Here is an 18,643-nt window from a genome sequence, read left to right on the forward strand (position 1 = left end):
GCAGCGCCGGGCGTCCGCGCCCGGCGAGGATCGCAACGCCTACTGGAACGGCGGCATCGGCCGCAACCCACGCAGCGCCGGGCGTCCGCGCCCGGCGAGGATCGCAACGTCGGCGTGCCCGCCGCGGTGGCCCCCGACTTGAAGCAGCGCCGGGCGTCCGCGCCCGGCGAGGATCGCAACCTCGAGGTGGAACAGGCCCAGCGGGCACCACTCGAGCAGCGCCGGGCGTCCGCGCCCGGCGAGGATCGCAACCCCGGGATCATCCCCAGTCCGGACGGACCAGCAGGACGCAGCGCCGAGCGTCCGCGCCCGGCGAGGATCGCAACCTCCGAGAAGACGCGGGAGGCGTACGGCCGCGGGGGCAGCGCCGGGCGTCCGCGCCCGGCGAGGATCGCAACCTTTCTTGTCGACCGTGTCCGTGGCGGTGCCAGGGATGCAGCGCCGGGCGCCCCGCCCGGCGAGGATCGCAACAGGGTGCTGACCGTGGTGCCGGACTGCACCCCCGGCAGCGCCGGGCGTCCGTGCCCGGCGAGGATCGCAACACCACCCCGGCGGCCCTCTCGCTGATCACCACAAGGCAGCGCCGGTCGTCCGCGCCCGGCGAGGATCGCAACCTTCCGGCACGACGTCCGGGGGTAGCGCGCGCTTCGTAGCGCCGGGCGTCCGCGCCCGGCGAGGATCGCAACGGGGATGGCGGCTCCGCCGCGCTTGTGACCACGGGCAGCGCCGGGCGTCCGCACCGGCGAAGATCGTGACTCTAATTGAGTCGAGGTTTAGGGTGCGCTCGTTGCCGGCGGCGCCCGGCGAAGATCGCAGCGATGTCGAGCTGTGAGCCCACCGACGTCGCCTACTGCCGCTCATCGGCCGTCGCGTCGCCGACGCCAGCTGGCTGATTCACGCTCGGAAGCCGACACACCGGTCGGCGAGCAGGTCGGCCGGCAAGGCGGGATTCCAAAGTCGACCAGCACGTGCCACTCTCGACGGCGTAACTCGAAGTCGGTGACGCCTGGATCTCCGCCGCCTTGGCAGGCTCAAGCACGGCGGCTGCTCCGACCGTGGGGACGACACGCGAAGCCCATGGTCGATCAAGGAGCAAGAACCTCGAGGGCGGCAGCGGCACGCGGGTTGATGACCTTCCTGCCCATGTAGGAATCGAGCGTCATCGATGTCTTGGCGTGCCCGAGTTGGTCGGCGATCTCTCGTGCCGACAGCCCTTCCTTGTCCAAGGTGGTGGCTGCGGTCTTGCGAAGATGATGTGGCACGAGCCAGTCGTAGGCCATCCGGTCGAACGCCTCGCGAAGCTGGGTATGGGCGTTGTCCGGGTCCTTGAGTGTCCGAACCGAGGACATGAAGACCGGGTCGTAGTCACACGTGGGAGCGACCCGACTCGCCCACCGACGCCTGAAGAGCTCAACACCCCACTGAGGTAGCAGCAAGGTCCTCGCGTTGACCTTCGATGTCGGGTCGCTCTTGATCTGGAGGCCCTCGCCCTTGATCCTCACCACAACGTTGCCGGTCTTGATGGTCGCCGCGTCAAGGTCGAGGTCGGGCCACTGGATCGCCAGGACTTCGGCGATCCGCAGTGATGTCGCGAGCATGGCGTCGACGATGTCGGGCAACTCCTGGCGAAGGGCGGCGTCGTCGTACGTCAGGCTCGCCCGGAGCTGGTTGACTTCGGCCGCGGTCAGGGCGCGCGGGGGGTTCTTGACCTTGGGCTTCACCGGGGCGACTTCACGGCATGGGTTGATCGTCATTGCGTCTAGGCGGCAAGCATGGCCGCACATGTTGCTCAGGACAGTTCGCACAGCCTTCGCCACCGCGGCCCCGTTACGATCAGTGACGGACCTGATGTGCCTGTTGACGGCAGCAGTGGTCAGCTCTCGGATGCGGAGCTTACCCAGGGCGGGGATCACCTGGTTGTCGAGGCGATCGCGGTAGAGGCGTAGCGTCCCAGGAGACCTGCCGAGCTTCGAGAACTCGGCCCACCAGTGCTCCGCGAGGTCCTGGACCCGGCTTTCACGGGTGATCTCATCCCCTCCGCCGGCCTGGGTTATCCGGTCTCGCAGCGCTTCCTTGAGGTTGCGTTCCGCAGCGGCATTGGACGCTCCCCATCGCTCAACCTGGATCGTCGAGCCATCGAAGTCGCGGTAGAGCGTCATCGCTCGGACACGGCTACCTGAGCGATACGGGCGGATCTTGCCGTACGTGCGAGGCAGGTTCTCCGAACGTGGGATTAGTCCGTTTCACCCTCCAGACTGTCGAGGAGAATCCCCGAAAATGAAATCTTCGCTGGGATACTTGCCGGGAATGTTGACGGGATCTCAACGCCGATCCTGGCCCCATGCAACCCTTTCCCGGAGAAACCAATAGACCAAACCCAGACGCCGAAGAATCGAATCGCCCGCAAGCATCCTCACCCCCTACCCAGGATCTGCCCGGCGAGCGAGAATCAGACACTTCCCACGGAACAGCAGAGCGTCGACACCGAGGCACGCAAAGCGATGAGACAATTATCATTACTTTGCCGGATGGCGCGCCGAACCTCAATCTCTACGCCGCCCAGGCGCTACTACGTATGCTGAGGAAAGCCCAATCCGCGCAGGCCAGCCACGACAATGACATTGAAGAACGTGCGCAAGACGAGGGTCAGCAGCGCGCGGAGCCTTCCACTCCATCTCACCCGCAAGGACCTCCACCATGATCAGATTCGCCTTCGCCGGCCGTGTCTCTACTGAAGACCAGCAGGACCCGGAAGCCTCACGTAACTGGCAGATCGCCCGTGCACGAGCGCTGACGGAGAAACACGGGGAGATCGTCGCCGAGTACTTCGACATCGGACAGTCCCGATCCCTGCCCTGGAAACGCCGTCCGCAGGCCAGTCTGCTGCTCGACGCCCTCCGCGACCCCGACCGGGGATTCGACGCGGTCGTCATCGGCGAGCCACACCGCGCGTTTTACGGCAACCAGTACGGCCTGACCATGCCCGTCTTCGAGCACTACGGAGTCACCCTCTGGGTCCCCGAAGTCGGCGGACCTATCGACCCCGCCTCCGAAGCCCATGATCTGATCATGTCCGTGTTCGGGGGCATGTCAAAAGGCGAACGAAACCGCATCAAGATTCGGGTACGGTCCTCGATGCAGGCCCAAGCCAAGGTCGAAGGCCGCTACCTCGGCGGCCGACCACCCTACGGCTACCAGCTCGCCGACGCCGGCCCCCATCCCAACCCGGCGAAAGCCGCCGACGGCAAGCGTCTCCACGTTCTGGCGCAAGACCCGATCACCGCACCAGTCGTCGAACGGATCTTCCACCGGTACCTCAACGGCATGGGTGTCTTCCTGATCGCCCAGACGCTCACCGACGAAGGCATTCTCTCCCCGTCGGCCTACGACCGAGCCCGCAACCGACACCGCACCGGGATCGCCTGGTCCAAGGGCGCAGTGCAGGCCATCCTGGCGAACCCGCGCTACACCGGCTATCAGGTCTGGAACAAGCAGCGCAAGGCCGAGACCCTCCTCGACGTCGACGACGTCGCGCTCGGCTACGAGACCAAACTCAAGTGGAACGAGCGGGACCAATGGGTCTGGTCCGACCGGCTCGCCCACCCCGCCATCGTCGACAAGACGACGTTCCACGCCGTTCAGGAACGCCGCGCCCGCCGAGGCCCCAGCTCCGACCGACCCCAGATCCGGACGCCGCACCCCTACGCCCTGCGCAGCCTGCTGGTCCACCACCAGTGCGGCCGACGGATGCAGGGCACCTGGAACCACGGACATGCTCACTACCGCTGCCGCTACCCGCAGGAATACGCCATCGCCAACCTGATCGACCACCCGCTGTCGGTCTACCTGCGCGAGGACGCGATCCTGCCCGACCTCGACGCCTGGCTAGCCACCGCCTTCGCCCCTGACCACCTCGAAGCCACCCTGGACGCCTTGGCGACCCATCAGCCCACGCAGACGTCAGCCGCCACCGACCCGAACCGCAGAAAGATCGCCGCCTGCGACCGCAAGCTGGCCCAGCACCGCGCTGCCCTGGAAGCCGGCGCCGACTCCGTCCTCGTCACCGGCTGGATCAACGAGACCCAGGCCGAACGTGCCGAGGCAGTCGCCGCCCTCGCACGGGCAGGCGAACGGGTACAGACCCCGCCGCCCCGCCTCACCCGCCAAGAGATCAATAACATCGTCGAAGCCCTCGGCGGGATCGCCGCTGTCCTTCGCACAGCAGACGCCACCGATAAGGCGGATGTCTACCGGCAACTGGGACTGCGCCTCAGCTATGACCATGAGACGCGCATCGTGTCCGCCGAAGCCTCACCAAGACCATCGGTGGGCCTAGTGGCCGTGTCCGAGGGGGGACTTGAACCCCCACGCCCGATAAAGGGCACTAGCACCTCAAGCTAGCGCGTCTGCCATTCCGCCACCCGGACAGGTGGTCGCGGGGTGTCTCACCCGCGTACGTCTGCGATGTTACACGGTCAGGGCGGGCGCCTGTCGCTACCCCCGACCACCGGCAGATCAAGGCAGCGGGGGTGCAGAACACGACGGCCGGAGAGCCCTCGGTCCGCCCCGATCTCCCGCCCGCCGACGACCGTGTCAGCGACCCTCGACGGCATCGGGTGTCAGGTGTCACACGGACGCAGTAGGCACGCTTTGCCAAGTGGCAGTTCGTGCCATATGTGCCGATCGGCAACGCCTCCGCGCTCGCCGGGGCGGTGCAGAACCGGATCGTCGCCCTGGGCGATCGGTTCGCGCTGGAGTTCGTCGAGGGCGACGACCCCGACGGCCCGCAGCCGCGACGCACGGACCTCGACGCCTCGCTGGCCGCGTTCGCGTTCCTCGCCGCCGTCCAGGTCGCTGTGCGCGCCTGGTGCGCCTCGGACAGCACAGATCCCGCGGACCTCGTCGCCACCGCCCTGCACTGCCTGGACAGCATCGTCATCGAAAGGAACCCCGCACACCGCGCCTGACCTCGAGCTTCGCGATGTCGACCGCGCGGATGGAACGCACCATGCCCCGGCTCCCGGGCGCACGGACACCCTGCCGTCCGGCGCGCCCACCGGTGAGCCCTCGCCCCTCGCCCGCCGGGACGCCGGGACGCCGGGACGCCGGGACGCCGGGACCAGCATCCGCAGCCGAGAACGGATTGCGGGAGACGGTCCAGCGAGCAGCCGAGCATCTGCTGCGGCTGCAGGACCCGCGCGGATGGCGGAAGTTCGACCTCGAGACCAATCCGACGATGGACGCCGAGGACCTCCTGTTGCGGGAGTACCTCGGCATCCGCACCGTCGAGCAGACCGAGGCCACCGCGAAACACATACGATCCCGGCGCCTCGACGACGGCTCCTGGCCGACCTACTTCGGCGGCCCCGGCGAACTGTCCACCACGGTCGAGTGCTACATCGCCCTGCGGCTCGCCGGCGACTCCCTCGACGACGCGCCGCTGCGGCGCAGCGCCGGGTGGATCCGCGAGCGTGGCGGCATCCCGGCGACCAGGGTGTTCACTCGGATCTGGCTGGCGCTGTTCGGCTGGTGGCGCTGGGAGGCATCGGCGACCGTAGCGGCGATCCTCAACTACCACGGTTATCGGCTGCTCTGGCCGGTGATGGCCCTCGGGCGCTACCTGGCCAGCCGGTAACCGCGGGACGGGTGTGCTGCTCGGATCGGCACGCGTTCTCCTCGGCGCGGGGGCGATGACTCGGGCCGTTCCGGGGGATCGGCCGAAAATCCACCCGGAAATGCGGCGGTCAAATCGGTGCACGGTAACCGTCTGATAGTGTCGCAGCAAGGCTCCCATGAGCCGCCCTCCAGCCGATCCGGGGCGGTTCACAGTAGTTCACGGGCGCGCTAGCGGCCACTTTACGGAGCAACATGACGGACTCCGACAATGTACGCAAGTCTGAATCTGCGCCTCTCGGTAGCCACTACGGCTCGTGCGACGGCAAGGCTGCCCTTGCCCGCGAGACCAGTCCCGGCAACTGGCAGGTGAAAGTCCATGATCCCATCAATCGCCTGGCCGGCCACGACGGCTGGCTGATGCTGGGCACCGGCTGGCCCACGCTGGCCGAGGCCTGCACGGCGACCGGGCTGTCCTGAGAACGTCGCTTGCCATCGCGGCCGGGGGCCGCGGCCGGGAGTCGTTCGCCGGGAACTGACGGGCCGTTGGCGAGCCAGGTTCCTCCCCCGGCAACCTCGCCTGCCCAGGCCAGGCGACTCGGTGGGCCCATCTGGATTCCGTGCCCTGGAGCCCGGCGCGACGTCCCACTCCTCGGCACCGAACTGCTTTCCGTGGGTACGGGCGAAGTTGTACCGACAGGTGCTGCCGGCTTCGTCGGTGGCCTGCTTGTTGAACGCGCTTCTCCTCCAGCGCAGGCGGTAGCACGGAAAGATCGTGCCAGCATGGCGAAGCAGAACGGCGGCGGTGACAGCGCGAACTTCGTCCAGTGGATGTGGGACTGGTTCCAGGCTCGCGCGGGCCAGGGCCTGCGGTACGAGACCTACGTCAACACCGGTGAACCGGCAACGTCACCTCGAACCGGTATCAGCCGGTCGGCCCGGGCTGCGTGACCATCAACCCGGCTGCCTCGGCTCGATATCGAGCCCTGTGAGACGGCCGGTAGGACCAATCGGCGGCATCGACTGGTCCGACGGCGTCGTCGACCGGCGCCTGGCCCCGCACGGCCCCAAGTCATCACCTTCTGCACACATCTGCTTACCAACCGGGCGCCCGGGTACGACGAGACCCGATGGCAATGTGCTGGTAGGTAGGTGGACAGTCATGCCCCAGGGGGTGCAGCCGGATCTCATCGAGATTCTGGACATCGCGATCATCGAGGCGACCGTGCGGGATCACCGCATCCGCCGGGCCAACGCGGCCGCGTGCGCCCTGTTCGGCCGGCCCGAAGCCGAGGTCATCGGCCTGGACTGGGAGAAGATCACCACCCCGGCGGACCACGCCCGCCTCCACGCGCAGATCCGCATGCGCCAGGCGAGCGGCCGACGCCGGGAACGGATGATGGTCCGACTGCTGCAGCCGGACGGCGACCTGCGCCACGCCCTGGCCACCATCGTGCTGCGGGCCGATCCCGACGGCGAGGAGTACTTCGTCGTTCATCTCCAGGACGTGTCCGAGGAGATCGCCGCCCAGGACCGGCTGCGGCTCATCGTGGAGAACACGCCGGTGTCGATGTTCCTCGTCGACCGCAGCGGGCGGGTCCTCGTCAGCGAGGGAAACGCCAGCCCGGAGGCGGCCGCCGGGTTGGCCGAGGCACGGGCGTCGTCCATCTTCACGGCGTTCGCCCACCTGCCGCAGGCGACGTCGATCATGCGGCGGGCGCTCGACGGGCAGCGCATTCACCAGGTCCTCGAGGTGTTCGGCCGCCGCCTCGACGTGCACCTCGTGCCCATCCCGGGGCCGGGCGGCCGGGTGGCCTCCGTCGCCGCGGTGGCCAGCGACGTCACCGACCTGCACCTCGCGCTGGCCAGCCTGCGGGCCCGGTCCGCCGAGCAGGCGGTCGTCGCCGATCTGGGCCGCCGCGCACTGGAGGCGCGCGATCCCGCCGAACTGTGGCAGCGAGCGGTCACGGCGCTGGCGGACCATCTCGGCGCCGACCTGGTGCGGGCCTACGGTCTCGGCGCGGACGGCAGGCGGGTCGGTCCGCTCGCCCGCGAGGATCGGCGCGAACCCGAGATCCCGACCGGATCGCAGCGGGATCCGCCGCGATCCGCCGCCGGCTGGGTGACGGTGCCGGTCGGCCGCCCCGATCGACCGCTGGCGGTGGTCGAGCTGCACCGGGCGCCACTGGGCGACCAGGAGCGCGAGTTCGTCCATTCGGTCACCGCGGTGCTCGGTTCGGCCGCCCTGCGCTTCGAGATGGAAGGCGAGATCCGCCACCGGTCGCTGCACGACGGGCTCACCGGCCTGCCGAACCGCACCGCGCTACTCGACCGCCTCCACCGGGCCCTGCGCCGAGCCGACCACGACGGACGGCGGGTCGGGGTGCTGTTCGTCGACCTCGACGGCTTCAAGTCGGTCAACGACACCCTCGGCCACCAGGCGGGTGACGACCTGCTGCGCACCACCGCCGTCCGGCTGTCCCACGCCGTGCGGCCCGGTGACGTGGCCGGACGCCTCGCCGGCGACGAGTTCGCGGTCCTCTGCGAGGACGTCGGCGGCGTAACCGACCTCGAGGCGATCGCCGACCGGGTGGTAACCGCGCTGGCGACACCGGTCCGGCTGCTCGACCATCCCGTCACGCTGTCCGGCAGCGTCGGGCTGGCCCTGTCCAACTGCGACCTCGCCGACGCCGAGACCCTGCTCAACGCCGCCGACATCGCCATGTACGCAGCCAAACGCGCCGGTCCCGGCCGCCACCTGACCTACGACACCTCGATGCGCACCCCGCCCGCCGCAACCCCGTCCGCAACGTCGACGCACGACCACCCGACGTCCGCCGGGGCCCTCGGGTCGGTGATGACCCTGCGCTAGACACTTCGACCCACCGCCGCCGTCGAGCGGGAACTCACCGGCTGCTGGCCGCCGCGGACCTGTGCGCGTCGAGCGTCGTCTGGTGCGGCTGGTCGAGGACGGCCTTCGACTCGTCGACAAGGCCGGTCAGGCGGGCCACCTCGGCGTCGGTCAGGTTCTCGGCGACCTCGACCGCGGCGACGTTGGCCCGCAGATGATCGGGATTCGTCGTACCGGGGATCACGACCATGGCGGGGGAACGACGCAGCAGCCACGCCAGCGCGACCTGGGCCGGCGTCGCACCGAGGCGCTGCGCGGGGCTCGTCAGCTCGTCGTAGCCGGTGAGCCGCCCGGAGGCCAGCGGGAAGTAGGGGACGAACATGATGCCCTGGGCCTCGCAGTCGGCGAGGACCTGGACGCCGCTGCGGTCGAGCAGGTTGAACCGATTCTGCACGGCCGCGATCGGCGTCATCCTCTGCGCGCGGGCCAGCATCTCCGGCGACGCGCCGGACAGCCCGATACGACGAACGAGCCCCTGGTCACGCAGCTCGACGAGCACGCCGAGCGAGTCCTCCAGCGGCACGTCGCTCGGCGGTGCCGGACCATCGCCGCCGAGGCGCAGGTACGTCAGCTCGCTCGCCTCCGTACCCAGGTCGGCCAGCGCCTCGTGGACCTGCCGGCGGACCGTCTCCGGATGGTTGATGATGATCCACGACCTGTCCGGGCCGCGCCCGGCGCCGACCTTGTTGCCGACGATCAACCCGTCCGGGAACGGCCGCAACGCCTCCCCGATCAACCGGTTCACCGTACGCGGCCCGTACGCGTTCGCGCTGTCGAAGAACGTGACTCCCAGCTCGACCGCCAGGCGCAGCACCAGCCGCGCCGACTCGGGGTCGTCCGACGGTCCCCACACGCCCGGCCCGGCGAGCTGCATGGCGCCGTATCCGACACGATTCACTGACTTCTCCTCCGGCGTAGCACTGCATCGGCAATCTACGTATCACTGCAACGTCTCAGTGATACGCCGAAGGCCGTAGCATTGCAACCGTGGACGACGCGAAGACCCGCACGCAGCGGCAGATCCTCGAGGTGGCGGCCGGCATCCTGGAACGCGACGGCGCCCAGGCAGTCTCCACCCGCTCGGTCGCCGCCGCCGCCGGCATCCGCGCCGCCTCCCTCTACCAGCTCTTCGGCGACAAGAACGGCCTCCTCGCGGCCCTGGCCATCCACGCCTTCGACCTCTATCTGGCCGAGAAACACACGCTGGTGCGCACCGGCGACCCAGTCGACGACATGCGCCGCGCCTGGGACGCCCACGTCGACTTCGGCCTGCGCCACCCCGCCTTCTACCTGCTGATGTACGGCACCGACCGCCCCGGCCGCCGGCCGCCCGCGGCCGACGAGGCCCACGGCCTCCTGCTGACGTTCCTCGACCGCGCCGCCGCAGGCGGCCGTCTGCGGGTCCCGCCCGTCCTCGCCGCCCAGCTCACCCTGGCCGCCATCACCGGCGTCACCCTCTCGCTGATCAGCACCCCCGCCGAGGACCGCGACCCGGAGATCTCCGCGAGAATGCGCGACACCCTCATCGACTCCCTGACCACCGACCCGGCGCCGGCCGCGGACCCCGGCCTCGCCTCCCGCGCCCTCGCCCTCGACGCCGCCCTTACCGCCGCAGCCGGGCACGCCCTCCCCCTGCGCCCCACCGAGACCGCCCTCCTGCACGACTGGCTCCACCAGCTCGCCCGCTGACTGACCCGAACGGCCCCGGCGGCAGCACCCCGCCAGGGGGTCAGTCGGGCCACGGGGTCAGTCGGGCCAGGGGGAGTCGAGAATGGTGTCGACGAAGTCGCGGCGGCGGAAGCCGGGCAGGTAGTGCTCGAGGACATCCGCCTTGACGTTGCCGAACGTGGTGTCCGGCCTCGGCGCGATCCCGTCGGTGAAGGCCCGCAGGATGCGGCGCTTGAAGTCCGGGCGGGGGTGCAGCCTGGTGATCGCGTCCCGGTCGGCGTCGCTGATGTCGTGGTAGCCGATCCCGAGCACGTCGTACTCCACCCCGGCGGTGAGCAGGGCGACCTCGGGCTCCATGAACTCCGGGATGCCGGGGGTGGTGTGCAGGGCGATGGCCGTCCACACCCGCCGGACGCTGTCCTCGGGCACCCCGTGCCCGTGCAGGAAGCGGCGCGCCTCGTCGGCGCTGTCCACCTCGAAGCGCCGGCCGCTGCGGCGGAACCGCTCGTCGAGGCCGAGATCGTGGAACATCGCCGCGACGTAGAGCAGCTCGGGGTCGAAGCTCAGCCCGCGCCGGCGGCCCTGCAGGCCGGCGAAGCAGTAGACCCGCCGCGAGTGGTGGTAGATCAGGTCGTCGGTCGCGTCGCGCACCAGCTCGGTGGCCCGCGCGGCCAGACTCGTGTCGGGTACCGGGACACCGGCGAGCGGCACGGTGCTGCTGGTCATGGCGACTCCCCCCGTCGATGGCGCAACCGTCGTCGGTCGACCATCGTGGAGGTACCCGGGGCTACGCCCGCGGGAACGGCCGGGACGCGGCCGACGACCGCCGGGGCACGAGCGGCGTCGGCCTCTGCCCGCGTTGCCGGGTCAGGACGTCGCGTCCGCCAGGACGATGACGGCGCGACCGAAGATCTTGCCGGCCTCGAGGTCGTCGAACGCCTGCAGGCCGTCGTCGAAGCTGTATCGGGTGAGGTCGGCGCTGATCCGGCCGGTGCGGGCCAGCGCCACCAGGTCGTGGAGATCCTGGTGGTTCCCGCTGTAGGGGCGGGTGATCGACGCGCCCCACGGCAGGGACACCGACGTCTGCGAGGTCTCGAACGCGAAGACCCCGTCGCTGAGGCCCGGCACCCGCACGGCGCCGTAGGGCGCGACGATGGAGCCCGACAGCGCGAGGGTCTGGTTGTTGCCGACCAGATCCAGGACGACGTCGGCACCGTAACCGCCGGTGACCGCCAGGACCTTCGCCGCGACCTCGGGATCGTCGGAGCGCAGCGCGTGGTCGACCTTCCCCCGGACGGCGGCAAGCGACGCGTCCCTGATGTCGAGCGCGATGATCTGCGCCGCGGTGAGTTCCCGCAGGAGCTCGACCGCGAACTGCCCGAGGCCGCCGATCCCGATGATCACCGCGGTGGAACCGGGGCGCAGGAGGTCCAGGGTGGCGCGGATGGAGTGGAAGGGCACGAGGCCCGCGTCGGCGAGCACGGCGGCGAAGGCGGGATCGAGACCGTCGGCCGGCACCAGCGCGGACGCATTCACGGCGACGTAGTCGGCCATGCCACCGTTCACGGACACCCCGGGCGTCGGGGCCGGATAAAGCCGGTTCCCGGTGTTGCGGCAGGCGTTTTCCTGGCCGGCGATACACATCCGGCACACGCCGCAGGACCAGACCGGGTGCACGATAACCGGGGAACCGGGCGAGAAATGCGGGAAACCGTCCGCAATGTCGACGATCTCACCGGCGATCTCGTGACCGAGGATCGTCCCGGCCGGAATCATCTGCTCGGCCGAGCCACGGATGTGGATGTCGGTCTGACACACGCCGGCGGCGGTGACCTTGACGAGAGCCTGACCAGCACCGATGGTGGGCTTCGGGACCTCCACCCGGCGGACGTCCCGCACCCCGGCAAACTGAATCGCGCGCATGCACTTCTCCCTGAGGTATTTCGGCCGCCATTTCCGGCCGGCGCATGAACACCGACGAAAACGAGCCGATACACTGATTCTGGGCAGTCAGGACGACTGTACCCGCCGCACGGCCACGGGTCGGTCGGTGCGCGCCGCGGTGATCACTACCGTGGTGTAGCGCATCGAGAAGGCGCCGCCCAGCGCGTCGACGGCGGCGCCAAGGCCCGCCAGCAGCCGGGCCAGGCTGGCCGGCGGGAGCGTGCTGTGGCCGCCGAAGGTGGGCACCTGGTCCAGCCACTCGTCCCGGGTGTAGGACTGCTCCCGGTCGAACCGCCACTGCTGCGGGTCGCCGAACGCGCCCGACCGGCGGATCCCGTCGGCGGCCCCGGCGAGCAACGTCGAGTACCCGTCCGGGCCGGGCAGCGCCCGGTGGAGGAGCGAGGCGTCGGGCAGCACCCGGCGGTAGACCGCGGAGAAGGCCGCCGCCAGGCCGGGCGGCGGCTGGCCCGCGTTCCAGAACACGGCCAGCCGGCCGCCGGGCCGCAGCACCTGCGCCGCCTTGCTCGCACCCCCGACCGGGTCGACCCAGTGCCAGCTCTGCCCCGCGGCCACCGCGTCGAAGGTTCGGCCGACGGGATCCCAGGCTTCGAACGCCGCCACCTCGACCTCCACCCCGCCATACCGCGCCTGCTGGACCATCCGCTCGTCCACGTCGACCCCGAGCACCCGGCAGCCGGCCGCGCGGAACTGCCGGGCGGCGATGCCGGTCCCGCAGCCGACGTCGAGGAGGTCGGGTCCGGGACTCGCCGTCACGATCCGGGCCACCATGGCCTGGGGGTAGCGGGGACGGGTCCGGTCGTAGCGTTCCGGGTCGGCGCCGAACGACTCCGCCATCACTCGCTGCCGGTGCAGCTCCTGATCGGCAGAACGCGCCGACCCCGAAGGTAGAGTGGGCATGCGCCCACTCTAATGGGCAATGCCCACCGAGCAATCACGCCGGGCCTCGCCACGAACGGCCCGCCACGTGCACCGCGACGTGCAGTCCGCGACGTGCAGTCCGCGACGTGCAGCCCCCGACGTGCAGCCCGCCGCCAGCAGGAGAATGGGACGATGCCGACCGGGGTGGCCCTGCGCGACGTGCGTGAGCAGTTGTTCGATGCCGCCGAACGCATCCTGCGGCGCGACGGTCCGAACGCGCTGACGAGTCGGGCGGTCACCGCCGAGGCGGGCTGCGCCAAGGGCGTCCTGCACCGGCACTTCGCCGACTTCGACGCGTTCCTCGCCGAACTCGTCCGCGACCGCGTCGCCCGGATCATCAGTCATGGCGCCGACCTGCGCGAACGCGCCGGGACCGGCACCGTCGCCGGCAACCTCGCGGCCGCGCTGTCGGACCTGTTCGGCCCGGTCGCGCTGGCAGTCGTCGGCCTCGTCACCGCCCGCGACGAGCTGCGCGCCGCCCTGCGCCGGACCAGTTCGGCCGGCGTCCCCGTCCTGACGGAGGCCACCGCGATGGTCGCCGCCTACCTCGCCGCCGAGCGCGACCTCGGCCGCCTCGCCGCGGATGCCGACACCGACACCCTCGCGCTCATGCTGATCGGCGGCGGGCACCTGCTGTTCGCCGGCCGGGATGGCACTCCCCCGGCCCCTGACGCCCTTCACAAGGTCGTGAGCACGGCCCTCGCCGACGCCACCCGGTTCAGTTCTCCGGTTGGGGGGACAGATGCTGGAGGATGAACGCGGCACGGGACTCGGGGTCGGTCCTGGGCAGGCTGATCAGCTGGTAGCCGTGGCGGGTGTAGGCCTCGGCCATCGCGTCATGGGTGCGGACGGCCTCGCCGAAGTTCTGGCTACGTTCACGGTCGTGGGTGTAGATCGCGGGCCAGGGCGGTGCGAGGAACACTCGGCGGTGGTAGCGGAACTTCTCCGCGGCGGCGGTCACGTGCGCCGGAATCGGCCGGCCGAGCAGCAGAAAATAGCCGACCACGTCGGGTATGCCGCGGTCGCAGAAGACCGTCCCTGCCTGCCGGGTGGCCTCGTGATGGGAGCGCATATCCCACGACAACATGATCTCGGCGAACAGCAGGGAATCCATCTCGTGGCGAGCCCTGCCGCCGATGACGATCTGATCCTGAAGAATGGCCCTGCCGGCTTCGGGAATGCCGGGAAACCCCCGCCGCTGGAGCTCGTCGACGAGGGTGGACTTACCGGCCCCGGGGCCGCCGGTGATGATGACATAATCGTCGGGTGTACTCACGGTGCTCGAATCTCCTTTGGCAGCTGCGCATACGAAGGCGGCAGATCTCCTGCCGTGACGCGGGAGGAGACGCCGCGTCAGGGAATGGAGCTGGCCGGGCCGGCGCGAAGACGCCGTCACCATGCGGAGCATCGACCAAGCGATGAACATGGTGGCCGTGACCCACGGCACCGCGCTGCTCGCGGGCGGTACCGGGTCAGCCGATGGGGCGTCTCACCGGCCTCGTGGCCGGCGGGCAGCGTCGCAGTGTCATCGACCGGCGGCCAGTTTCAGAGATCGTATCCAGCACGCGGGGACGCGGGCCCCGGCCCCGGCCCCGGCCCCAGCCGATTGCGGCACGTTTTGCACGCTCTGGGACCCGAGACCGTACACATCGCACCGCAATGCCTCCCCCGCACCGCACTGCACCCCGCTGTCGCCGGTGAACGCTCGTGGGCCACGGTTCGACGGCGGGGCGGACCCGACACCGAAACCGCTACTCGACGATGATCATCCATGATCCGGCGCGGCACGGAGCGGAACGTGCTCGCCCGGGCGCGCGACGCGGTTCCGCGGAACCCGCGATCAGTGGTGGCGACACCGGCGGTCGGCGGCCGGTCCGGCCGCCCGTCCCGGGCGTAGGCCTGCTCCCGCCGGGCGCCGACCGAGTCGATCGATGACGAATCATGATCGGTGCGATCGCGGATAGGCGTTGGACAGCCCAACAAGTTCCCATCATCCTGACAAACATGTCTGGGATTCTGGGTGGGAACGCGGGCGGGCTGGTTCCAGCGCGCGCCCGCCGCCCGGTGCGCATGACCGCCCCGGCGCGGGTGCTCACCCGCCGGCGGTTCGTCGATTACGGAATCCTCGCGTCCGCCTGCTGTCGCCCCTGCTGAGCGGGCCTTCTTCCGCCCCTGCCCGTCTGGCCAACCCTGCCCGTCTGGCCAGCCCGGTCCGCCCGCCGGCCCCGGCGTCCCCTGTCTGGTCCTGGCCCGCACGTCAGCCACGCCACCGACCTCAACCGCCCCCGCACCGGGCGATGTCCGACCGTGCGCTCGGCGCCGGGGCGCACGCCGAGGCCGGCCGGTCCCCCGAAGCACCTCCACCCTGACCGGGCAGGCGCACCGGGACGCCGGGGCACCGGGGCACCGCGACCCGGCCCCCTGGTCGGACCTGGTCCGACGCTCCCTGCGCACGACAGCGCCTCGATCCGGCACACGACGGCCTTCCGCCTGCCCGGAAGCGATCCGACGGACGACCCACGACGACGACGAACCACGACGACGACCTGCGGGGACGACCACGCCCCGGCTCCGGCCCGACCTCCGTACGACCGCTTCGAAAGGACTGGCGCAATGACCAACCCCGCCGCGCTCCCCGAGACCGCGTCCCCGCAGGTCGAGTTCATCAGCCTGTCGCACCTCAACCCGTCGACCGAGCTCAACCCGGTCCCCAGCCGCGGCATCGACCTGCCGTACTTCAAGAAGTACGTGCGCGCCCTCGAGGAGTCCGGCTACGACTACACCCTGCTGCCCTACGGCTCGAACAGCGCCGACTCCTTCGTCCTCGCCTCGGCCGTCGGCCAGCTCACCGAGCGCCTGCGCCCCATCGTCGCGCTGCGGCCGAACACGACGTTTCCGCTGGTGGCGGCGCAGAAGCTCGCCACCCTCGACCAGCTCACCGAGGGCCGCGCCGTCGTCCACATCATCTCCGGGGGCAACGACGCCGAGCAGGCCCGCCAGGGTGACTACCTGCCCAAGGACCGCCGCTATGCGCGCACGTCGGAGTTCATCGACCTGCTGCGCCGCGCCTGGACCGAGACCAGCCCGTTCAGCCACGACGGCGAGTTCTACACGTTCGACGAGTTCGGCCCCGGCTTCGCGCCGTACGGCAGCACCATCCCGATCTCGATCGGCGGGCAGTCCGACGCCGCGTTCGGCGTCGGTGGCGCAAAGGCGGACATCTTCAGCTTCTGGGGCGAGCCGCTGGCCGACCTGCGCAAGGAGATCGACCGGGTCAACGGCATCGCCGCCGCGGCCGGCCGCACCGACCGCCCGCGCATCTGGGTGACCTTCCGCCCGATCATCGCCAGGACGGACGAGCTGGCCTGGCGCAAGGCGTTCGACTACGCCGCCCGCATCGAGCAGACCTTCAACGCCGGCCCGGCGCGGGCCTTCCTCAAGGGCGCCCCGCAGAACGTCGGCTCGCAGCGCGCCCTCGCGTTCGCCGCGAAGTCCGAGGTCTACGACCGCGCGCTGTGGACCCGCACCGCGGCCGCGACCGGCGGGCTGGGCGCGTCGACCGCGCTGGTGGGCAGCCCGGAGACGGTCGCCGCCGCGATCCTCGACTACGTCGACCAGGGCGCGAGCCTGGTGTCGATCCGCGGCTACGACACCCTCTCGGACGCCGTCGACTACGGCCGCCACGTCCTGCCGCTGGTCCGCCAGGAGATCGCCCACCGGGCGGCCACCGGGCAGCGCGGCGCCCTGCAGGACGCCCACCCCGGCGCCCTCGCCCCGGGCTTCGACCCCGCCACGCTCGCCGGCGCCCACTGAGGACGACCAGCACAACGACGGACGATCAGCACAACGGCGGACGGCCCACCAGCGACCGGCACACCGCGGCCGGCACGACGACGGCCCGCACGGCAGCGACCAGCACGACGACGGCCCGCAGGACGACGGGCGGCGATGACGACGATGGGAGTGGCCGAAGCATGACGGCGGCGGTGGCGGTCATCCCGTGGCGGGTCGACCGCCACCCCGCGCCGAGATCACGGTGAGGCGGGGACGCGACGGGCGGGAACGGGTTCGCGGCGGGGACGGGACCTTCTGGGCGGGACTGCGCACGATGCTCGACGGCTCGATCGCCCATCCGGGGGCGGCCCTGGTCGGCACCGTCGCCGGCGTCGTCAACGGGGTCACCATGGTCCTGTCCGCCGCCGCGATCGGCTGGGCCACCGATCATCTGATCGTTCCCGCCCTCGCCGGCGGCCATGTCGGCCGGGCCGCCTGGTGGTTGGCCGCGGGCGCGATCCTCGGCGTCTCCACGCTGCGGTGGACGACGATCATCGCCCGGGGCATCGCGACCGGGCACGTCCAGTACGGCTCGCAGGCCCGCCTCCGTCGCGCCGTCGTGCGCCGCTACCTCGAGCTGGACCTGGCGTGGCACCGCCGGCACGCGCCCGGACGGCTGCTGTCGACCGCGGTGTCCGACGTCGACGCCCTGTGGTTCCCGATGGTCTTCTGGTTCTTCGCGTTCGGCATGGTCGTCATGCTCGCCGTCGCGCTGGTCGAGATGTTCGGACACGACCCGGCCCTCGGGCTCGTCGGGGTCGCCCTCGTCGTCTCCGTTCTGGGCCTGAACCTGCTCTACCAGCGTCTGCTCGCCGCCCGCGCGCGGGCAGTGCAGGACAGCCGCGGTGAGTTCGCCGCCCTCGCCCTGGAAAGCATCGAGGGCGCGCAGGTCGTGCGGACGCTGGGTCTCGCCGACCGCGAGCGCGCCCGCGTCGGGGCCGCCGCGGATCGGCTGCGGCGCGCCACCACCGCGATGGGCGACGTCAGCTCGGTGTTCGACCCGGTCCTGGAGCAGTTGCCGAGCGTCGCGATCCTCGCCGTCCTCGCCGTCGGAGCGCGCCAGGTCGACGGCGGCGAGCTCAGCGTCGGCGTCCTCGTCGAGGTCGTCTACCTGCTGCTCACCATCTCCATCCCGCTCAGCGTCATCAGCCGCTTCCTGGCCATGCTGCCGATCTCGGCGGCCGGACGGTCCCGGGTCGCCGCCGTTCTCGACTCCGACGAGACCACCGCGTACGGGACGCGCACCCTGGCCGGCGCGGGCGCCCTGGGGTTGCGGGCGCGCGGCGTCGGGCACGCCCAGGGCGGGCGGCATCTGCTTGCCGACGTCGAGCTGTCGGTGCGGCCCGGCGAGATCGTCGCCCTGGTGGGCGCGACCGGCTCGGGCAAGTCCACCCTCATCGACCTGCTCGCCCGCCAGGTCGACCCCGCCGACGGGATCGTCGAGATCGGCGGCGTACGCGCCCGCGACCTCGCCCGCGGGGAGATACCCGCGCACCTCGCCGTCGTGTCGCAGTCCCCCTGGATGGCCGGCGGCAGCATCCGCGCGAACCTCCACCTCGACGGCCACCCCCGCGAGCGGCGCCCCTACACCGACGCCGAACTCTGGCAGGCGCTGGCCGCCGCCGGAGCCGACACGGTGGTCCGCGACCTGCCCGACGGCCTCGACACCCGGGTCGGCGAGCGCGGCACGCGGCTGTCCGGTGGGCAGCGCCAACGGCTGTGCCTGGCCCGCGC

The 18,643-nt window shown here is 70.9% G+C and carries 17 protein-coding genes, 1 tRNA gene, 1 pseudogene and 1 CRISPR repeat array; of the genes and pseudogenes, 10 read left to right on the forward strand and 9 right to left on the reverse strand.

Going from position 1 to position 18,643, the window contains the following annotated elements; all coding sequences use genetic code 11:
• Positions 1–757: direct repeats of the CRISPR family, unit length 37 nt; unit sequence GCAGCGCCGGGCGTCCGCGCCCGGCGAGGATCGCAAC.
• A gap of 328 nt (positions 758–1,085) precedes the next feature.
• The gene (locus tag ND748_RS09040) at positions 1,086–2,159 is read right to left on the reverse strand and encodes a tyrosine-type recombinase/integrase (protein WP_251745219.1); all 1,074 of its coding nucleotides are present in this window, start codon (positions 2,157–2,159) and stop codon (positions 1,086–1,088) included.
• A gap of 538 nt (positions 2,160–2,697) precedes the next feature.
• Between ND748_RS09040 and ND748_RS09045 the strand changes: the two are divergent.
• Positions 2,698–3,600, forward strand: a pseudogene (locus ND748_RS09045) (recombinase family protein); the annotation flags it as partial.
• A gap of 360 nt (positions 3,601–3,960) precedes the next feature.
• Here ND748_RS09045 and ND748_RS09050 read toward each other — a convergent pair.
• Positions 3,961–4,284 (reverse strand): hypothetical protein, encoded by a 324-nt coding sequence (locus ND748_RS09050; protein ID WP_251745220.1) that lies wholly within the window; start codon positions 4,282–4,284, stop codon positions 3,961–3,963.
• A 58-nt stretch (positions 4,285–4,342) separates the two neighbouring features.
• A tRNA-Leu gene (locus ND748_RS09055) sits at positions 4,343–4,427 on the reverse strand.
• Between the two features lie 240 nt (positions 4,428–4,667).
• Between ND748_RS09055 and ND748_RS09060 the strand changes: the two genes are divergently transcribed.
• The 5 genes from ND748_RS09060 to ND748_RS09080 all read left to right on the forward strand — a co-directional run bounded on the left by ND748_RS09060 (position 4,668) and on the right by ND748_RS09080 (position 8,485).
• Entirely contained in the window at positions 4,668–4,967 is a 300-nt protein-coding gene (locus ND748_RS09060; RefSeq protein ID WP_251745221.1) for a hypothetical protein, read from the forward strand.
• Positions 4,968–5,143: 176 nt separating this feature from the next.
• On the forward strand, positions 5,144–5,635 hold the full coding sequence (locus ND748_RS09065) for a hypothetical protein (RefSeq protein ID WP_251745222.1): 492 nt from the start codon (positions 5,144–5,146) through the stop codon (positions 5,633–5,635).
• Positions 5,636–5,868: 233 nt separating this feature from the next.
• Positions 5,869–6,093 carry a hypothetical protein gene (locus tag ND748_RS09070; RefSeq protein ID WP_251745223.1) on the forward strand — a complete coding sequence of 75 codons (225 nt, stop codon included), beginning with the start codon at positions 5,869–5,871 and terminating at the stop codon, positions 6,091–6,093.
• A gap of 303 nt (positions 6,094–6,396) precedes the next feature.
• On the forward strand, positions 6,397–6,564 hold the full coding sequence (locus ND748_RS09075; RefSeq protein ID WP_251745224.1) for a hypothetical protein: 168 nt from the start codon (positions 6,397–6,399) through the stop codon (positions 6,562–6,564).
• A 211-nt stretch (positions 6,565–6,775) separates the two neighbouring features.
• Positions 6,776–8,485: a diguanylate cyclase domain-containing protein gene (locus ND748_RS09080; protein WP_251745225.1), complete on the forward strand. Its 1,710-nt coding sequence runs from the start codon at positions 6,776–6,778 to the stop codon at positions 8,483–8,485.
• A 34-nt stretch (positions 8,486–8,519) separates the two neighbouring features.
• Here the strand turns inward: ND748_RS09080 and ND748_RS09085 are convergent, their stop codons facing one another.
• On the reverse strand, positions 8,520–9,422 hold the full coding sequence (locus ND748_RS09085; RefSeq protein WP_251745226.1) for an aldo/keto reductase: 903 nt from the start codon (positions 9,420–9,422) through the stop codon (positions 8,520–8,522).
• A gap of 89 nt (positions 9,423–9,511) precedes the next feature.
• Between ND748_RS09085 and ND748_RS33945 the strand changes: the two genes are divergently transcribed.
• Positions 9,512–10,213: a TetR/AcrR family transcriptional regulator gene (locus ND748_RS33945; RefSeq protein WP_308205613.1), complete on the forward strand. Its 702-nt coding sequence runs from the start codon at positions 9,512–9,514 to the stop codon at positions 10,211–10,213.
• Between the two features lie 57 nt (positions 10,214–10,270).
• Here ND748_RS33945 and ND748_RS09100 read toward each other — a convergent pair whose 3' ends face one another.
• The 3 genes from ND748_RS09100 to ND748_RS09110 form a co-directional block, all read right to left on the reverse strand.
• Positions 10,271–10,918 carry an HD domain-containing protein gene (locus tag ND748_RS09100; protein WP_251745227.1) on the reverse strand — a complete coding sequence of 216 codons (648 nt, stop codon included), beginning with the start codon at positions 10,916–10,918 and terminating at the stop codon, positions 10,271–10,273.
• Between the two features lie 141 nt (positions 10,919–11,059).
• Entirely contained in the window at positions 11,060–12,115 is a 1,056-nt protein-coding gene (locus ND748_RS09105; RefSeq protein ID WP_251745228.1) for an alcohol dehydrogenase catalytic domain-containing protein, read from the reverse strand.
• A gap of 87 nt (positions 12,116–12,202) precedes the next feature.
• Positions 12,203–13,054 (reverse strand): trans-aconitate 2-methyltransferase, encoded by an 852-nt coding sequence (locus tag ND748_RS09110; protein WP_251745229.1) that lies wholly within the window; start codon positions 13,052–13,054, stop codon positions 12,203–12,205.
• 153 nt (positions 13,055–13,207) lie between these two features.
• Between ND748_RS09110 and ND748_RS09115 the strand changes: the two genes are divergently transcribed.
• Positions 13,208–13,831 (forward strand): TetR/AcrR family transcriptional regulator, encoded by a 624-nt coding sequence (locus ND748_RS09115; RefSeq protein ID WP_251745230.1) that lies wholly within the window; start codon positions 13,208–13,210, stop codon positions 13,829–13,831.
• Here the strand turns inward: ND748_RS09115 and ND748_RS09120 are convergent.
• A complete protein-coding gene (locus tag ND748_RS09120; protein WP_251745231.1) occupies positions 13,794–14,351 on the reverse strand; it encodes an AAA family ATPase in 558 nt (185 codons plus the stop codon). The genes ND748_RS09115 and ND748_RS09120 overlap by 38 nt on opposite strands.
• A 1,337-nt stretch (positions 14,352–15,688) precedes the next feature.
• Here ND748_RS09120 and ND748_RS09125 point away from each other — a divergent pair.
• The gene (locus tag ND748_RS09125; RefSeq protein WP_251745232.1) at positions 15,689–16,888 is read left to right on the forward strand and encodes an LLM class flavin-dependent oxidoreductase; all 1,200 of its coding nucleotides are present in this window, start codon (positions 15,689–15,691) and stop codon (positions 16,886–16,888) included.
• A 25-nt stretch (positions 16,889–16,913) separates the two neighbouring features.
• Here the strand turns inward: ND748_RS09125 and ND748_RS09130 are convergent, their stop codons facing one another.
• The gene (locus ND748_RS09130) at positions 16,914–17,072 is read right to left on the reverse strand and encodes a hypothetical protein (RefSeq protein ID WP_251745233.1); all 159 of its coding nucleotides are present in this window, start codon (positions 17,070–17,072) and stop codon (positions 16,914–16,916) included.
• Positions 17,073–17,111: 39 nt separating this feature from the next.
• Between ND748_RS09130 and ND748_RS09135 the strand changes: the two genes are divergently transcribed.
• On the forward strand, positions 17,112–18,643 hold a 1,532-nt coding region (locus tag ND748_RS09135), incomplete at its 3' end, for an ABC transporter ATP-binding protein (RefSeq protein ID WP_251745234.1).

Source organism: Frankia sp. AiPs1, from assembly GCF_023716945.1.
Classification (GTDB): domain Bacteria; phylum Actinomycetota; class Actinomycetes; order Frankiales; family Frankiaceae; genus Frankia.